16 protein-coding genes, 2 pseudogenes and 1 other annotated feature are annotated in these 16567 nt (G+C 40.7%); of the genes and pseudogenes, 15 read left to right on the top strand and 3 right to left on the bottom strand.

Translation table 11 applies throughout. The features are described 5' to 3' along the window. The first annotated feature begins 16 nt into the window (after positions 1–16). The 8 genes from ACN6MT_RS12140 to pheA all read left to right on the top strand — a co-directional run bounded on the left by ACN6MT_RS12140 (position 17) and on the right by pheA (position 6096). Positions 17–1477 (top strand): Rne/Rng family ribonuclease, encoded by a 1461-nt coding sequence (locus tag ACN6MT_RS12140; RefSeq protein ID WP_419956045.1) that lies wholly within the window; start codon positions 17–19, stop codon positions 1475–1477. Positions 1478–1525: 48 nt separating this feature from the next. Next, positions 1526–1607: a sequence feature (ribosomal protein L21 leader region), on the top strand. 12 nt (positions 1608–1619) lie between these two features. Next, on the top strand, positions 1620–1928 hold the full coding sequence (gene rplU / locus ACN6MT_RS12145; RefSeq protein WP_034674973.1) for a 50S ribosomal protein L21: 309 nt from the start codon (positions 1620–1622) through the stop codon (positions 1926–1928). Between the two features lie 15 nt (positions 1929–1943). Further along, positions 1944–2273, top strand: coding sequence for a ribosomal-processing cysteine protease Prp (locus tag ACN6MT_RS12150; protein WP_419956046.1), 330 nt, complete (start codon positions 1944–1946; stop codon positions 2271–2273). Between the two features lie 12 nt (positions 2274–2285). Further along, a complete protein-coding gene (gene rpmA / locus ACN6MT_RS12155; RefSeq protein ID WP_034674968.1) occupies positions 2286–2579 on the top strand; it encodes a 50S ribosomal protein L27 in 294 nt (97 codons plus the stop codon). Positions 2580–2791: 212 nt separating this feature from the next. Further along, positions 2792–3322: a sporulation initiation phosphotransferase B gene (locus tag ACN6MT_RS12160; protein ID WP_034674965.1), complete on the top strand. Its 531-nt coding sequence runs from the start codon at positions 2792–2794 to the stop codon at positions 3320–3322. Positions 3323–3365: 43 nt separating this feature from the next. Beyond that, on the top strand, positions 3366–4655 hold the full coding sequence (gene obgE / locus ACN6MT_RS12165) for a GTPase ObgE (protein WP_034674963.1): 1290 nt from the start codon (positions 3366–3368) through the stop codon (positions 4653–4655). Between the two features lie 89 nt (positions 4656–4744). Next, positions 4745–5200 carry an ACT domain-containing protein gene (locus ACN6MT_RS12170; protein ID WP_034674960.1) on the top strand — a complete coding sequence of 152 codons (456 nt, stop codon included), beginning with the start codon at positions 4745–4747 and terminating at the stop codon, positions 5198–5200. A 47-nt stretch (positions 5201–5247) separates the two neighbouring features. Next, positions 5248–6096 carry a prephenate dehydratase gene (pheA, locus tag ACN6MT_RS12175; protein WP_419956047.1) on the top strand — a complete coding sequence of 283 codons (849 nt, stop codon included), beginning with the start codon at positions 5248–5250 and terminating at the stop codon, positions 6094–6096. Positions 6097–6484: 388 nt separating this feature from the next. Here the strand turns inward: pheA and ACN6MT_RS12180 are convergent, their stop codons facing one another. Both ACN6MT_RS12180 and ACN6MT_RS12185 read right to left on the bottom strand, forming a co-directional pair. Then, a complete protein-coding gene (locus tag ACN6MT_RS12180) occupies positions 6485–7024 on the bottom strand; it encodes a transcription repressor NadR (protein ID WP_419956048.1) in 540 nt (179 codons plus the stop codon). 39 nt (positions 7025–7063) lie between these two features. After that, positions 7064–8194: an IscS subfamily cysteine desulfurase gene (locus ACN6MT_RS12185; RefSeq protein ID WP_419956049.1), complete on the bottom strand. Its 1131-nt coding sequence runs from the start codon at positions 8192–8194 to the stop codon at positions 7064–7066. Between the two features lie 109 nt (positions 8195–8303). On the opposite strand from ACN6MT_RS12185, the gene nadB reads away from it, so the two are divergent. The 4 genes and pseudogenes from nadB to ACN6MT_RS12205 all read left to right on the top strand — a co-directional run. Next, positions 8304–9881 carry an L-aspartate oxidase gene (gene nadB / locus ACN6MT_RS12190; protein ID WP_419956050.1) on the top strand — a complete coding sequence of 526 codons (1578 nt, stop codon included), beginning with the start codon at positions 8304–8306 and terminating at the stop codon, positions 9879–9881. Next, entirely contained in the window at positions 9850–10695 is an 846-nt protein-coding gene (nadC, locus tag ACN6MT_RS12195; RefSeq protein ID WP_419956051.1) for a carboxylating nicotinate-nucleotide diphosphorylase, read from the top strand. Before nadB ends, nadC begins: the two co-directional genes overlap by 32 nt. Before the next feature lie 5 nt (positions 10696–10700). Then, complete coding sequence (gene nadA / locus ACN6MT_RS12200; RefSeq protein WP_419956052.1) at positions 10701–11798, top strand: quinolinate synthase NadA; 1098 nt, start codon at positions 10701–10703, stop codon at positions 11796–11798. 140 nt (positions 11799–11938) lie between these two features. Further along, positions 11939–12046 (top strand): annotated as a pseudogene (locus ACN6MT_RS12205) (LysM peptidoglycan-binding domain-containing protein); the annotation flags it as partial. Positions 12047–12276: 230 nt separating this feature from the next. Here ACN6MT_RS12205 and ACN6MT_RS12210 read toward each other — a convergent pair. After that, positions 12277–12423, bottom strand: a pseudogene (locus tag ACN6MT_RS12210) (pentapeptide repeat-containing protein); the annotation flags it as partial. A 1622-nt stretch (positions 12424–14045) separates the two neighbouring features. Between ACN6MT_RS12210 and ACN6MT_RS12215 the strand changes: the two are divergent. From ACN6MT_RS12215 to ACN6MT_RS12225, 3 genes are all read left to right on the top strand, one after another. Continuing rightward, positions 14046–15053 carry a phosphotransferase gene (locus ACN6MT_RS12215; RefSeq protein WP_419956053.1) on the top strand — a complete coding sequence of 336 codons (1008 nt, stop codon included), beginning with the start codon at positions 14046–14048 and terminating at the stop codon, positions 15051–15053. 103 nt (positions 15054–15156) lie between these two features. Continuing rightward, the gene (locus ACN6MT_RS12220; RefSeq protein WP_419956054.1) at positions 15157–15858 is read left to right on the top strand and encodes a YhcN/YlaJ family sporulation lipoprotein; all 702 of its coding nucleotides are present in this window, start codon (positions 15157–15159) and stop codon (positions 15856–15858) included. A gap of 130 nt (positions 15859–15988) precedes the next feature. Then, entirely contained in the window at positions 15989–16537 is a 549-nt protein-coding gene (locus ACN6MT_RS12225) for a BofC C-terminal domain-containing protein (protein WP_419956055.1), read from the top strand. Positions 16538–16567 lie beyond the last annotated feature (30 nt).

Raw genomic sequence — 16567 nt, forward strand, 5'->3', positions numbered from 1 at the left:
AAGTGAGGAAGCCGGATTGGATAAACTAATTATTAATGCTATTTCTAGAGAGAAGAGATTTGCAGTCGTTAAGAATAACACAGTTGAAGAGATTATTTTTGACCGGCCAGAGCAGCGATCTCTGGTCGGTAATATTTATTATGGGACCGTAACCAAGGTGCTGCCCGGAATGAATGCAGCATTTATCGATATAGGCGAAGAGAAAAATGCCTACCTCCATCGTGATGTGCTAGCGTCATATGTTTTGTCACCGGATCGGGGTATCGAAAAAGAGAAGAAAAGTGTATCATCCTTCGTTCATCAGGGAGAAAAGTTAATAGTGCAAGTAGATAAGGATGCAACAGGTCCTAAAGGTGCTAGAGTGACAGGGATTGTTGAGTTGCTTGGGGACAACCTTATTTATATGCCTCAAGGTCGCTATGTGGCAGTTTCTAAAAAAATTGTTGATGAAAAAGACAATCTTCGCAGTTATGGGACGAAACTGAAAAGTGAAGAAGAAGGCCTGATTTTTCGTACATCAAGTACCTCAGCCACTTATGAGGAAATGGTAAACGAACTAAGTACCTTACGAAGCCAGTATACAGAATTACTGGAGAAAGCTGCTTCTTTTAAAAAGCCAGGGATTCTATATCAAAAAGATACCTTTACCGAATTGGTACTTGAATACGTCATGAAAATGTCATCAGGCGAAGTGTTTATTGATGACCTTTCCATAAAACAACTTATACAATTGAGAAATCCTAACCTAAAAGTTACTTATTATAATGGGAAAGAAAATATTTTCACCCTTCATCGAATTGAGCATGAAATTGATAAAGCCCTTAAGCGAATCGTCTGGCTCGACAATGGTGCTTATTTAATATTTGATGAGACAGAGGCTTTAACGATAATTGATGTTAATACCGGGAAATTCTCTGGTAAAAATGATTATCAAGAAACCGTGGTAAAAACCAATACCCTAGCTGCAATTGAGATTGCCCGTCAGTTGAAACTGCGTGATATAGGCGGAATCGTTCTGATTGATTTTATCGATATGAAAAACGAAAAGGACAAGCGTTACATACAAGAAACCATTGAGAAGGAATTCCAGAAGGATAAAACTAGAACTAAAATCATGGGTTTTACCTCACTTGGTATTCTGCAGCTAACGAGAAAGAAAACCAAAGTCTCACTTACAGAAGCGCTTCAAGAAAAATGTCCTGTTTGCGAAGGGACAGGAAAAATATTAAGTGCAGATACGATTGCATTTCGATTGGAACGGGAATTGTTAGAACATAGAAATTCTGATGCGGAAGCAGTATTAATTGAAACTACCGTAGAGGTACAAGAGGCGATCGAACCACACCTTGATATGATAGAAGATTGGCTGCAGTTTAAAGTTTGTTTTTCGATTCAGTCATCTGCTACACATTACTATGTGATAAAACAATTTGGGAATCTTGACGAGATAGCGCAAAAAGCTGGAGAATCCTATTGACACTTTTGCCTATTACATGATAAACTTTTCAATGTTATGTTTGTAGCACCCGTGCTACAACCGCACAGAACAGGTAGTAAGACTTATGCGTTCGCATTAGCGCCTGTATTTGGCGAGTCTGAGTTTATAAGGAGGTGCAAGTATGTACGCAATTATCGAAACAGGTGGTAAGCAAATCAAAGTAGAAGCTGGTCAAGCTGTCTACATCGAGAAGCTTAACGCAGAAGCAGGCGAAACAGTTACATTTGATAAGGTTTTATTCGTTGGCGGAGAAAACGTAAAAGTAGGAAGCCCATTAGTTGAAGGCGCTACTGTTACAGCTAAAGTTGAAAAACAAGGCCGCGCTAAGAAGATCATCGTTTTCAAATACAAAGCGAAGAAAAACAACCGTAAAAAGCAAGGTCATCGTCAGCCATACACTAAAGTAGTGATCGAAGCGATCAACGCATAAGGTGTTGGACAATAGATGATATCTATTAAAATTAATCGTTCTGAGTCCGATTCAATTCAATCATTTACAATAAGTGGTCATGCATTCTTTGCTGATCGGGGAAAGGATATCGTCTGTGCAGGCGCATCCGCAGTATCCATCGGCGCAATCAATGCGGTACATGCCTTAACAGGTGTTACGCCTCTGATTGAGCAAGGAGATGGCTTTCTCCGCTGTGTTGTTCCAGATAAACTTCCGGAAGGCACTCATGAGAAGGTTCAGCTTCTTCTAGAAGGAATGATTATTTCATTGCAGACGATTGAAGAAGAGTACGGAGAACACATAAAAATAACCTTCAAAAAGTAGGAGGTGGAATACATGTTATTAAAATTAGATCTTCAGTTGTTTGCATCTAAAAAGGGAGTAGGTTCTACAAAGAACGGACGTGACTCTATCGCAAAGCGTCTTGGCGCTAAGCGTGCAGATGGTCAATTCGTAACTGGTGGTTCAATCCTTTACCGTCAACGCGGTACAAAGATTTACCCAGGTGAAAACGTAGGCCGTGGCGGTGACGACACTCTATTTGCGAAAATCGACGGCGTTGTTAAATTCGAACGTTTAGGTCGTGACCGTAAAAAAGTGAGCGTTTATCCAACAGCTCAAGAAGCGTAAGCTTTCTATGAAAACTCTAACCTGATTGGTTAGGGTTTTCTTTTTTGAAAAATAAGGTAAAATTATCCAATAAAACTCCAATTTGATCTCCCGAAAATAGCCTCAAAGTACCTCAATTGGAAAACATTCGCGCAAAATTGCTTACTCATGTGAACTTTTTTGATATACTAACAGAAAATAGTTTTTTCGACACTTAAGCTAGGAGTGCGATTATGGACAAAGAATGGGATATCGTTGAAGTGCTGCGGCACTCACGGCATGATTGGCTGAATAGACTGCAGTTAATCAAAGGGAACTTGGATTTAGATAGAATTGATCGGGCGAAAGCATATATAAATGAAATTGTAATCGAAGCACAGCATGAATCGAAGCTGTCGAACTTTCGTTTGCCACTATTTGCCTCCTTGCTTTTGAAATCAAATTGGGAAAATCATCTATTTCAGCTTGAATATGAGGTTCTTAACGATTTAGAAGCAGTGGAAATAAATGATGACATTCTGTCTAATTGGACAAAATCCTTTTTTATTTGCTTGGATCAGGCGATTGAGGCCTTTCAAGAAAATCATTTATCAATCACAATTCAACCGCAATCAGATGGAGTTCGTTTCTTTTTTGATTTTAGCGGAATAATAATAAAAAAAGAACTGATTGAACAATTCCTCACTGGATCTCAAATAGAAGTGACAGTAAAGGAATTCTCAGAGAACGAACTTGGGTTAGAAGTCTTTATGTCGGTGATGTAGGCTTTTATTTCGTTCGTTTATCAGTCAAATCAGGAGGATTCACATGTTTGTCGATCAAACGAAGATATACGTAAAAGGCGGAGACGGCGGTAATGGAATGGTTGCGTTTCGTCGTGAAAAATATGTTCCAATGGGCGGACCTGCTGGCGGAGACGGCGGTAAGGGTGCCAATGTGGTTTTTGAAGTAAATGAGGGCTTGCGTACGTTAATGGATTTTCGTTATCAACGCCATTGGAAAGCCCCACGTGGTGAGCATGGCATGTCCAAAAATCAGCACGGGAAAAATGCCAAAGATATGATTGTTAAGGTACCGCCAGGCACAGTAGTTATGGACGCAGAAACAAAAGAAGTCATTGCCGATCTTGTGGAAAATGGTCAGCGTGCAGTCATTGCCAAGGGAGGACGCGGAGGTAGAGGGAATTCCCGTTTTGCTACCCCTTCAAATCCTGCGCCAGAACTGGCAGAAAATGGCGAACCAGGTCAAGAGCGTGATGTTATCCTTGAGTTAAAGCTGCTTGCTGACGTTGGACTAGTTGGGTTCCCAAGCGTTGGGAAATCAACTTTATTATCGGTTGTTTCATCAGCCAAACCTAAAATTGCTGAATATCATTTTACAACGATCGTTCCAAACCTTGGGATGGTGGAAACAGAAGATAACAGAAGCTTTGTCATGGCCGACCTTCCAGGATTGATTGAAGGTGCGAGTGAAGGTGTCGGACTAGGACATCAATTCTTACGTCATATTGAACGGACACGGGTTATCGTTCATGTCATTGATATGGCTGCGATGGAAGGACGCGATCCTTATGAGGATTATCTGACCATCAATAAAGAGCTAGAAGAGTATAATCTTCGCTTAACAGAACGTCCGCAAATTATTGTTGCCAATAAAATGGACATGCCGGAAGCAGAAGAAAACTTGCGAACATTTAAAGAGCGCCTTGAAGAAGATTTCCCGATTTTCCCAATTTCTGCTTTATCAAGAAAAGGCTTAAGGGAACTATTATATGCGATTGCCGACAAAATCGAGGAAACTCCAGAATTTCCACTTGATCATGAGGAAGAGGAAACGGGAGTTAATCGCGTACTTTATAAACATGAGGCAGATCCTGAGGCGTTCTATATTACCAGAGAACCAGATGGCTCATTCGTTATTCAAGGGGAAAAGGTTGAAAAATTATTTAAGATGACCAATTTCCAAACGGAAGAATCTGTTCGTCGTTTTGCTAGACAGCTTCGTGGTTTAGGGGTGGACGAGGCTTTACGGGCAAAAGGTGCAAAAGATGGGGATACCGTAAAATTATTAGACTTCGAATTTGAATTTGTTGACTAAATAATAACATGTCTTTGAGAAATTCTAGCTAGAGCGCCCCGATTTCGTTACACGGGCGCTTGTGCTTTTCAAATCGGGTGGGTAGAGAGATGAAAAATGAAAAATTTGATAAAAAATTTTACTTAATTAGAGAAGACGTCTTGCCTGAAGCGATGAAGAAAACACTCGATGTGAAGGAAATGCTCGAAAGGGGTAAGGCTGAGTCTATTTGGGATGCGGTGCAGCAAGTAGACTTAAGCAGAAGTGCCTATTATAAATATAGGGACACGGTATTTCCATTTTCCACGATTGTTAAGGAACGATTAGTTACGCTCTTTTTTCATCTCGAAGATCGTTCAGGTACTTTGTCTAAGCTTCTTAGTGTAGTTGCTTCTTCTGGCTGTAATGTGTTGACCATTCATCAAACGATTCCATTGCAAGGAAGGGCAAACGTTACACTTTCGTTGAATACCACCGAGATTTCTACCGATATAGATGAACTGCTTTCAGAACTGCGTAAGCTGGAATTCGTAGAGAAAGTTGAAGTGCTTGGAACAGGAGCATAATGAAATTTTAACAACAGAGAGATTTTTGTTAGGGAGTGTGTGAAATCATGAAAGTTGGTTTTTTAGGACCAAAGGCAACCTTTACCGAATTAGCGGTGAAAAAGGTTTTTCCTGGATTTGAGCTTGAACCATACCGTACCATTCCTGAATCTATGGATGCGGTTGTGAGTGAAAAAGTGGAGCTGGCCGTGGTTCCTGTTGAAAATACCCTTGAAGGTACAGTCAATATTACATTGGATTATTTAACCCATGTGGTTCAATTGCCGATTGTCGGGGAAATCACCATTCCTATTAAACAGCATTTGATGGTCCACCCTGATAACCAAGATATGTGGCAGGATGTTCATAAGGTGTACAGTCATTCTCATGCGATTGCACAGTGCCATAAGTTCTTACATAATCAGTTCCATGGAATTCCATATGAAAGTGTCAGCTCGACTGCTGCGGCAGCGAAGATGGTGATGGATCACCCTGAACAGCGTATTGCTGCAATCGCCAACGAATTGGCTGCTGAAGAATACGGATTATCGATTGTTCAACGTGACATTCATGATTTTGACCATAACCATACTCGCTTTTTTGTCCTATCAGAAAAGGGGATTAATTTTGAGGAGTTTAGTGGATCATCCCATTATAAAACAACTCTTATGGTCACACTTCCGACAGATAAGGCCGGAACGCTGCATATGGTTCTATCTGCTTTTGCATGGCGAAAAATAAACCTGTCAAAAATCGAATCAAGACCTATGAAAACAGGAATTGGCAATTATTTCTTTATAATTGATTTGGAAATGAAGCTTGATGAGGTATTAATTCCCGGCGCAATGGCCGAGCTCGAAGCACTAGGGTGCGGAGTTACTTTATTAGGTAGCTATCCATCTAAAATGATTAAATAAAGTGAAAAGTACCGGGCATATGCTTGGTACTTTTTTTGGAGTGTTCGGGCACAATGAAGTCGTGATTGTGCCCTTAAATGGTGTGTGGACGAAATAAGGGAACAATACTCTGGTTATTGTGCCCTTAAATGGTGTGTGGACGAAATAAGGGAACAATACTCTAGTTATTGTGCCCTTAAATGGCTGGTGGATGAAATAAGGGAACAATACTCTTGTTATTGTTCCCGTAAATGATGAGTGGAGGAAAAGGGAACAATACTCTCGTTATGATTCCCGTAATTGCAAAGTCGGTGAAATAAGGGCACAATCCTTCTGAGATTATTCGTAAACTCAAAAAAACTCCTATGTAAGAATTTCCAGCAGAAATTTTACATAGGAGGGAGAATGCTTATGCCTCAATTAAAAAACCAGCTTCTTTCAAAGCCGCTTCCGTTTTGTCAAGGGTTTGGATACTGGACGCCGCAATCGTATGAAGATGAATCCCGCCAGTTAATTCCGACAATAATGATGCCTTTGTATTTTGAATATTTTCCATGAATTGTTTTACCTCTTGGCGATTGGATACCATAATAGAAGCGGTTAAATCCCCGTAAACCGCATGCTCAATTTTAACATCTTTTACTAATACACCATGATCGACCATTAAATTTAGCTCATTAACCGTGTCATCTGGTGAGTGCTTACATGCGATGATACGCTCGATTGTTGGTGCGCCTGCATTTTGCTTGAAATATAAATAGCCTTGACTGGTTGCGATGATTGGCTCCTCTTTTGCTTTAAGGAGTGTAATATCGCCAACAATTACTTGCCTGCTTACATTTGTGCGTGTTGCTAACTCGCTTCCTGTAAGCGGCACCGGGCTTTCCTTTAACAGTTGAAGAATGAAAGCTCTCCTTTCATCTCCAAGTATCTTTTTTTGTTCACCCATAATTACCACCTCGTATTTCTACCCTATTTTAACATAATTCTAACGTTTAAATTCTTTTACGATATCGACAATAGTTTCCCCAAGCTTCACAACATCTTCCCTCTTGGTTGTCTTCCCAAAAGAAATACGGATAAATTCCTTTGCCTCTTGTGGACTTAATCCTAGAGCAACAGTCACTTTGGCAGGAGTTTGCATGCCAATTTGACAGGCGCTTCCGGTTGAAATCGCGAACCCATAGCGATTGCATTCAAGCATTATCCATTGTCCCTCAATACCAGAAACCCTTAACCCAATAATAGATGGCAACTGTGAGCCTGTATCAGCTTGATAAACATGAACATATTCCTTGATAGGATCAAGCGACTCCAACAAAATTGTACGAAGCTCTAAAAATTGATAATGGTTTTGTACAAGTTGGACATTTAATTTTTGAGCAGCTGCTGTCATAGAAGCAATAGCCGGGACATTAACCGTACCTGGTCTGAAACCACTTTCGTGGGATCCTCCCGGAAAAAAGGCTTTCCAAGAAATTGCTGGATCCACATAAACCCCGCCAATACCTTTTGGACCATATATTTTATGAGCAGAGAAGGAGAAGCTGCTGACAAGCGGAGTAATCTTTTTTAAATCGACTTTTCCAAAAGATTGAACAAAATCACTGTGAAAATGAATGTCATGCTCTCTGCAAATACGAGCAATTTCTGTAATCGGCTGAATCGTACCTATTTCAGAATTAACATGCTGTACTATAACTAAAACCGTTTCAGAAGTAATGGCACGCTCCAATTCTTTTACGTCAATGAGACCAGATGCAGTAAGCGGTAAATACGTAATGCTGTATCCTTCTAATCGGTTGAGAACACCATGAATAGACGAATGCTCAGCCATGCCAGCAATGATGTGCTTCCCAGCTTTTTTAGGAGCTGACAACAGCGCCTCAATCGCTAAAAAATTGCCCTCAGAACCACCGCTTGTAAAGTATAACCCTTTTTTATTAATTCCTAAAAGATTTGCCAGCTCTTCACGGCAATTCTCTAACAAGTCCAGTGACTGCCCGCCAATATCGTGGAGGGAACTAGAATTTCCAAAATACTCAGTTGAAGCCTGCACAAACACCTCTGCTGCTTCAGAATCTAACGGAGTAGTAGCTGCAAAATCAAAATAAATCATTAGTAATCTCCCATACTCTCATTTTTTATTATCAAAAAAAATCTTGATATTAGTTTAAATCTATGTAAATATAGATGTCAAGACACCTGTTAATCCAGGAGGAGTCAAGATGACAATAAATGATGATGTTTTAATTTTAGGAAGTGGGATCGCTGCATTACAGTTAGCCTCGCTTTTAAATAAGGATTTGAATGTGAGGATACTCACAAAGGACAAAATAAGAACAGCCAATTCTTATCTTGCTCAAGGCGGTATTGCCGCAGCTATCGGTGAGCATGATCATCCAACTAAACATATTGCCGATACATTTGAAGCAGGAAGATATCACAATAATCAAGAAGCTGTGGAACAAATCATTTGTGCCGCACCTAGATTGATTAAGTTCATTTCTGAGCAAGGATCTGTTTTTGATAAAAATCAAGATGGTAAATTGCTGCTTGGAATGGAAGGGGCACATAGTGAAAAGCGAATTGTTCATGGCGGAGGAGACGCAACGGGCAAAAACGTTGTCGAATTCCTTATTAGCACGTTGAAGGAAAACGTCACTATTGAGGAAGAAGTATTTGCTTATGAGCTATTGATGAATTCGGAGAAACGCTGCATTGGTGTAAAAGCTAAAATGCCAGATGGTGTAATAAAGAACTACTATAGCAATAATACGATTCTAGCAACAGGCGGCTGCGGGCAATTGTTCACCTATACTTCCAATGCCGATACAGTAAGTGGTGATGGAATCGCAATGGCCTATTTAGCAGGTGCTGAAATCGTTGATATGGAATTTATCCAGTTCCACCCTACACTTTTATATTTAAATGGTGAAACAAAAGGGTTAATTTCTGAAGCCGTACGGGGCGAAGGTGCAGTTCTTGTAACGGAAGATGGCACTCCGATTATGGAAGGCGTTCATCCACTCAAGGACCTTGGCCCAAGGCATGTTGTATCGCAGAAAATCTATGAATATCTTAAAAAAGGCTGCAAAGTATATTTAGATATTAGTAAAATTGAAAACTTTAAGCAGAGATTTCCGTCGATAACAGCCATTTGTGAAGATAACGGTCTTCAGTTATCAGAGGGGAGAATTCCCGTTGCTCCCGGCAGTCATTTTTTAATGGGAGGAATTAAAACAGATTTATTTGGCCGGACTTCAATAAAAGGGCTATATGCGATTGGTGAAGCTGCATGCACAGGATTGCATGGTGCCAACCGTCTTGCAAGTAATTCTTTATTAGAAGGTTTATATATGGGAGAAAAGTTATCTTCCATGCTAAATGGGTCTGTTTATGAAGATACAATTTGGACTGAAATCACGGGTCCATTTATCCCTCAGGAAAAAGTAATATTACCAGACTTAGAGGAAATTAGGGATACGATGATGGAGCGGGTTGGTATTGTCCGAAATCAGGCGAATCTCCAAATACAAAAAGTGTGGGTAGATACTTTTAAAGCAAACCAAATAAATAATCTTGAGCGTTATTCTAATGAAGAGATAACAAAGATTTTTATGCTGATTATCGCAACTTTAATTACCGAAGCTGCTCTACAACGAACAGAAAGCCGTGGAGGTCATTTTCGAAGTGATTACCCAATGGAAGACGACCATTATTGGTTAAACAAAACCATTATTCATAAAATTAGCCGGGGAATGGAGAGTAACCATGAATACATTGAAACTGCGCTCGCTACTTGAGCAATTTTTTATCGAAGATATTGGGGAACAGGATATTACCACTGATTTAATTTTTGCAGACGATACAGAAGGGGAAATCGTCTTTCTCTCAAAAGACAACGGAATTTTTTGTGGAGAAGAAATTATTAAAACGGGTTTTAAACTTTTGAATCCTGACATTGAAACGCAGCTTTTTGTGAAGGACGGTCAAAACATTGAATTCGGCCAGAAGCTTGCAACAGCCTCTGGAAAAATAGCTGATTTATTAAAAGGTGAAAGAGTTGTCCTAAACCTGGTACAAAGAATGAGTGGGATTGCGACTCTTACACGTAAAGCTGTTTCCACATTGGATAGTGGCCATACCAAAATTTGTGATACGCGGAAAACGACACCGGGCTTAAGGATGCTTGAAAAATATGCTGTTACTGCTGGAGGAGGCTTCAATCATCGTTTCGGTTTATATGACGGAATTATGATTAAAGATAACCATATTTCATTTGCCGGCTCAATTACCAATGCAGTAGAAAGTGTTCGCAAAAAAGCAGGTCATATGGTGAAGGTAGAAGTTGAAGTTGAGTCGGAGGCTCAGGTGAGAGAAGCTGTCAGCGCCGGTGCAGATGTGATTATGTTTGATAATCGTACTCCAGACGAGATAAAAGAGTTGATTAAACTAGTTCCTTCAGGATTTATAACGGAGGCTTCAGGCGGGATTCAATTAACCAATTTAGCTAGTTATCGTGATACCGGTGTTGACTATATTTCACTTGGACTCTTAACACATTCATATAAAGCACTCGATATAAGTGTAAAAGTTCTCTTTAGGGAAGGGGAGTAATAAACGTGAGTATTTTAGCAGCCATGCAAAAGAATAAAATGATTCCTGAAAAATACAAACAAATGTCAAAGGAAGAGTTAGAGGCTAGAGTCATTGAAGTAAAAAATAAGCTAGGCTCAAAACTTTTTATCCCAGGTCATCATTATCAAAAAGATGAGGTTATCCAGTTTGCTGACGCAACCGGAGACTCCTTAAAACTTGCACAACTATCTGCTGAAAATACCGAAGCAGAATATATTGTTTTCTGCGGCGTTCATTTTATGGCGGAAACGGCAGATATTCTTACAAATGATAACCAAAAGGTTATTCTCCCAGACATGCGTGCAGGCTGTTCAATGGCTGACATGGCAGACATTGATCAAACTGAAAAGGCATGGGAAATCCTACAGGGGATTTTTGGTGACAGTATTCTTCCATTAACATATGTAAATTCTACTGCAGCGATTAAATCTTTTGTAGGTGCTCATGGCGGTGCCAGTGTGACCTCTTCAAATGCAGAGACAATGGTTAAGTGGGCGTTTACCCAAAAAGAACGGATTTTATTTTTACCTGATCAGCATTTAGGTCGTAATACTGCGTATGACTTGGGTATTGGTTTAGATGAAATGGCAGTTTGGAATCCAATTACGAATAAGCTTGAATACGAAGGCGATTCTTCAAAAATAAAAGTCATCCTTTGGAAAGGTCACTGCTCTGTGCATGAGAACTTTACGGTTCAGAATATCCACGATACGCGCAGCCTATATCCAAATATGACAATCATAGTTCATCCTGAGTGCCGCCGTGAAGTCGTGGAATTATCGGATATGGCTGGTTCAACAAGTTATATCATTAATGCCATTGAAAAGGCAGAGCCAGGCTCTGAATGGGCAATCGGAACGGAAATGAATCTAGTTAATCGCCTCATTCAAAGTCATCCTGATAAAAAAATTATTTCTTTAAATCCTGCAATGTGTCCGTGTTTAACCATGAACCGTATTGATTTGCCGCATTTAGTGTGGAGTTTGGATACATTAGAAGAGACAAATAATACGATTAAAGTGGCTCCTGAGATTGCCAAAAATGCTAAATTAGCGCTAGATCGTATGTTACAAAACGCATAATGATAATGGTAGATGCAATTTTTAAAAATTGCATCTATTTTTATATTTGAAGGGTTGATTCATATTTTTGGGAAAAAAAGCATAAGTTTTTCTGAAGAATGTTAGCACTTTGCCTATCATCACATAGAATATATGGACTTATGCATAGGAGGGAAATCAGAGTGAAGATCCATATCGTACAGAAAGGGGATACTCTTTGGAAAATCGCCAAGAAGTACGGCGTGAATTTTGAAGAGCTGAAAAAGATGAATTCACAGCTCAGCAACCCTGATATGATTATGCCCGGTATGAAAATAAAAGTCCCAACAACAGGTGGAAATATAAAAAAAGAAGCGCCTATGGGAACAAAGCCGGGGGCCACAATCAACTTAGGCGCCAAAAAGGAAATGCCGATTGCCAAAGAGAAACCAAAAGAAATGCCGATTAAACCAGCTCCAAAAAAGGAGGTTCCGATAAAAGAAGCACCAATAAAAGAAGCTCCAATCAAAGAGGCACCAATAAAAGAAGTGCCGATCAAAACAGCACCAGTAAAAGAAGTTCCAATAAAAGAAGCACCGGTTAAGGAAGCACCAATAAAAGAAGCACCTAAAACACCATATACTCCAAAAATGCCTCTGCAAATCATCCCAGAAATCGATATTAACAACTATTATCTAAACAACATGACGAATATTGAGGTTAAACAGCCTCAACTGCCGCCAAAACCAACAAACATACTTCCTGAAATAAAACAACCAGTAAAAGAACCGGTAAAAGAACCGATAAAAGAATATCCAGTCATGCCTGTACATGAAGCCCCGATGGAAAACCAGCTGCCTGTACAACAGCAAATGCCGCAAGATTATTGTGTACCTATCACACCAATCATGCCTGGAGCAGGATTTTGTCCGCCACCACCACAATGGTGTCCGCCGCCTCCTTGTCCGCCAATGTCGGTTATGCCATATCCTCAAGTTCAAGGAGCGGCAATGCCACAGGGACCTACTATGTTACCGAATCAAGCTGGGTCAATGCCAGGAGTTGCAGGTGCGCAATATATGCCACATGGATTTGATGATGAATCTTCATCCTTCATGCCGCAATTACCAATGACAAACCCAATGCAAGGGGGAATGGGTCAAATGCCAATGGGCAGCCAAATGCCAGGAGGAATGGGCCAAATGCCAATGGGTGGTCAAATGCTAGGAATGGGCCAAATGCCAATGGGTGGTCAAATGCCAGGAATGGGCCAAATGCCAATGGGCGGTCAAATGCCAGCTATGGATCAAACGCCAATGGGTGCTCAAATGCCAATGGGCGGTCAAATGCCAGGAGGAATGGGCCAAATGCCGATGGGCGGTCAAATGCCAGGAGGAATGGGCCAAATGCCGATAGGCGGTCAAATGCCAGGAATGGGCCAAATGCCAATGGGTGCTCAAATGCCAGCAGATGGTCAAATGCCTTATTTTGATGAAAGTCCAGCTGATGTACCTGTAGGATCAACAGGAATGCAAGGAATGGGAGCTCCAATGATGAACCCAAGTTTAGGTCAGCCGGGCATGGGAGGTCCAATGGGAGCAGGCTTCAGCCAGCCAGGAATGGGAGCTCCAATGATGAACCCAGGCTTCGGTCAGCCAGGAATGGGAACTCCAATGATGAACCCAGGCTACGGCCAGCCAGGAATGGGAACTCCAATGATGAATCCAGGCTACGGCCAGCCAGGAATGGGAGGTCCAATGGGAACAGGCTTCGGCCAGCCGGGAATGGGGGCTCCAATGATGAATCCAGGCTTCGACCAGGGGGGAATGGGAGCGCCAATGATGAACCCAGGCTACGGCCAGCCAGGAATGGGAGGTCCAATGGGAGCAGGCTTCGGCCAGCCGGGAATGGGAGCGCCAATGATGAATCCAGGTTTCGGCCAGCCAGGAATGGGAGGTCCAATGGGAGCTCCATATAGTCAAATGCCTTTCGGATACCCGCAAACGGGTCCTTCTCCCCAGGTGATGGGAGCACAAGATTTTGAGTCCCCAGATATGGGAATGTCATATTCTGGCGGGCATATGCCAGCAATGCACCAGCAATTTCCTGCTCAGGGAGGCATACCGGTTGGGGCAGGTGGTGACTGCGGCTGTGGTGGACCACAACCACAAGCTATACAGGCGCAACCCTTTGTGCCGCCGACGCCGCCTATTTACAGTGCGCCGTATACAGGACCAGCTAATGTAGCGCACCCTCCATTTATGAACCCATATGGAATGGGACCGATGGATGGAATGCGTTACGATGACGAAAGCAATGAGTATGACTTTTAATCAAAAAGGAGACGATGATTATTTCATTCGTCTCCTCTCTTATTTACGTTCGCAATTTAAAGAAAATATTGTGGAAATGGTACCTTATCGGAAAAGTGTAATTTGGATAAAAACCGATAAAAGTTCGTATATGCTTAAAGGGTTTTACACAAATAAACGTCTTCGGCTCCAAGAAGCCTTTACCTCAACCCTTAGAAAAGAAGGATTTTCAAAAACTTATCTCTTTGTCCATCCCCAGTTAAAAGAACCACTCTTTTTTGAGGGGGCCTATTTTGGATGTATGGAATACATTACTCCAAATAAAATACCTTTTTCATTTCAATCTCAGAAAAATCGGCAGGAGGGACTTGAACTTCTAGAGCAGTTTCATCAAGTAACTTCAACGTTTGAATCACGTTATCGAACACTAATTCCAAAAGGGGTCATTATAGAAAAATGGAAAGACAGAGGTAAAACGTTTACATCGAACATCTCTACCTTAAAATATTTTATTAATGATAAAATATTGGCAGAAATGATTGGTTGGGCAAACTGGTCCCTAAGTGGGATGGAAAAAAACAGGTCTCTTTTTTCAAATGAACCATTTTGCATTCTTCACGGAGATGTGGCACATCATAATTTCTTGCGTGATTCCCATGGGGTATTAAATCTAATTGATTTTGATTTAATTAGTATTGGTCCAGCCTCTTTAGATTATTTACAATATGCGAATCGAATTCTTCCAAGTTTGGACTGGTCATTTGAAAGACTTGCCCAGTTTTCACAATATGAAGAACTGTTAATAGAGAAGGCATTTCTACACGCATTAGCCTATCCTGCTGATATTTTCCGTGAATGGAACAGGCTTATTCGTGAAGGTTCGTATAGAGATCATCAAAAATATAAACAAGTCATGGAATTAACAATTGGTCAGTTTTATTCACGGAAAAAATTTATTGATGGGTTAAAAGTGATGACGAACTAATTTTCATGGTCTATTCTGGAAGACATGAAATCCCCTCAAAGCTCACAACCTAACAATGAGCATATTTAATTATGCTCATGATACTAGCGAGGGGGTTTTTCGCTTGAATTTGAAACAGTGGATGATTCCTCTGTCCGCCTTACTAGCTGTTGGGCTGTCAGGTTGTACTAATGATGACAGTGCTGCTAGAAACAATAATAACAAAAGTATGGGACAGCCGGTGGGCTACTATTCCGATGAAAATCATAAAAATGGCTCTAATGGTATGCCTGGGGATAACGATGGTCCATTCACAGAATTAATGGATCACACTCTTGGTGTTGAAAACCAAACGAATAATGAAGAACGCAGGAAGCAATTTAATAACAGAGATGAAAATGGAAATCCACCGAACCCAACAAAACCGCTCGCAAACCATGACCATAACTTTTTCCAAAGAGACAATAAGTTCAGCACTAGTGACGCGAATTACCATGGTCATATGAATCAAAGGTTAGGGAACACAGGTACCACCACAAAACCGGAATCACAAGATCGTATAACAGAAAGAATTAAAAGCAGAGTGGCAGACGTTGAAAACGTCCGTGAAGTCCGCTCTGTTGTTTATGGGAATTCTGTTATGGTTTCGGTTAAATTAGAAAACAGTAAGAATACTGAAGAAACTAAAAGAGCTATCCAAGACGCCGTTCGGCCATTAGCTGGCGGCCGATCTGTTCAAGTCATCCTTGATGATGGTGCACTTGGACGTGAAGGTAACAGAAACAATGATTCCCAACCTTTAGAACCTAATAGCCGTAAACATTAAAATGTTAAAGAGACAAAGCTGAAAATCGCTTTGTCTCTTTTCATTTTTACTTAAAAGGATAAAAAGGGAAAATAAGGCTAAACTAGTACTGAAGCAGAGTTAGATCTCTAATAATAAGAGGTGATTATGCATGAGGTTCAATTGGGTAGCTCATTATCGGCTTGGTTTAGCCTTTGTTACGGTTGTTCTCTTCATGTCTTTCGGAATGCCAGGAGTACTAGTAACTGGTTTCGCCGAACAAATGGAAAACCATCAGGATCAACAAAATTCGGAACCTCAGCAATTGACCATTATTTTGGAAAGAATCTATCTTGATGGTGAAATAAGTGAGGAAGTAGTTTTTGATTCTTACTGGTCTATTGAAAACTTTTGGGCAAAGTATGATCAATGGCAGCTAGTTGACATTGATGAATCAACTATGGTGTTTAGAAAACAAGTGGATGACATATCACCACTACTAAAAACGAATGGTTATTTTGGAATTACAGATGATGGTGTGCTGACCATTTATAATGGCCGTCCAGATCCATCCCGAATCATTCAATCTTTTTTTCAGATAGATGTGAAAAAACTCGAAAGTAAAAAGCAAGAAGAACTGATACAAGGTATTCCCATTAAGACAAGAGATCGCTATGTAGAAGTACTAGAAACGTTTAAACACTATTCGCTGCAAGAATAATACGGTTAGAGATTGGACCGGAATATGGTT

Origin of the sequence: Neobacillus niacini (assembly GCF_048572935.1) — a bacterium.
In the GTDB taxonomy this organism is placed as follows: Bacteria; Bacillota; Bacilli; order Bacillales; family Cytobacillaceae; genus Neobacillus; species Neobacillus niacini.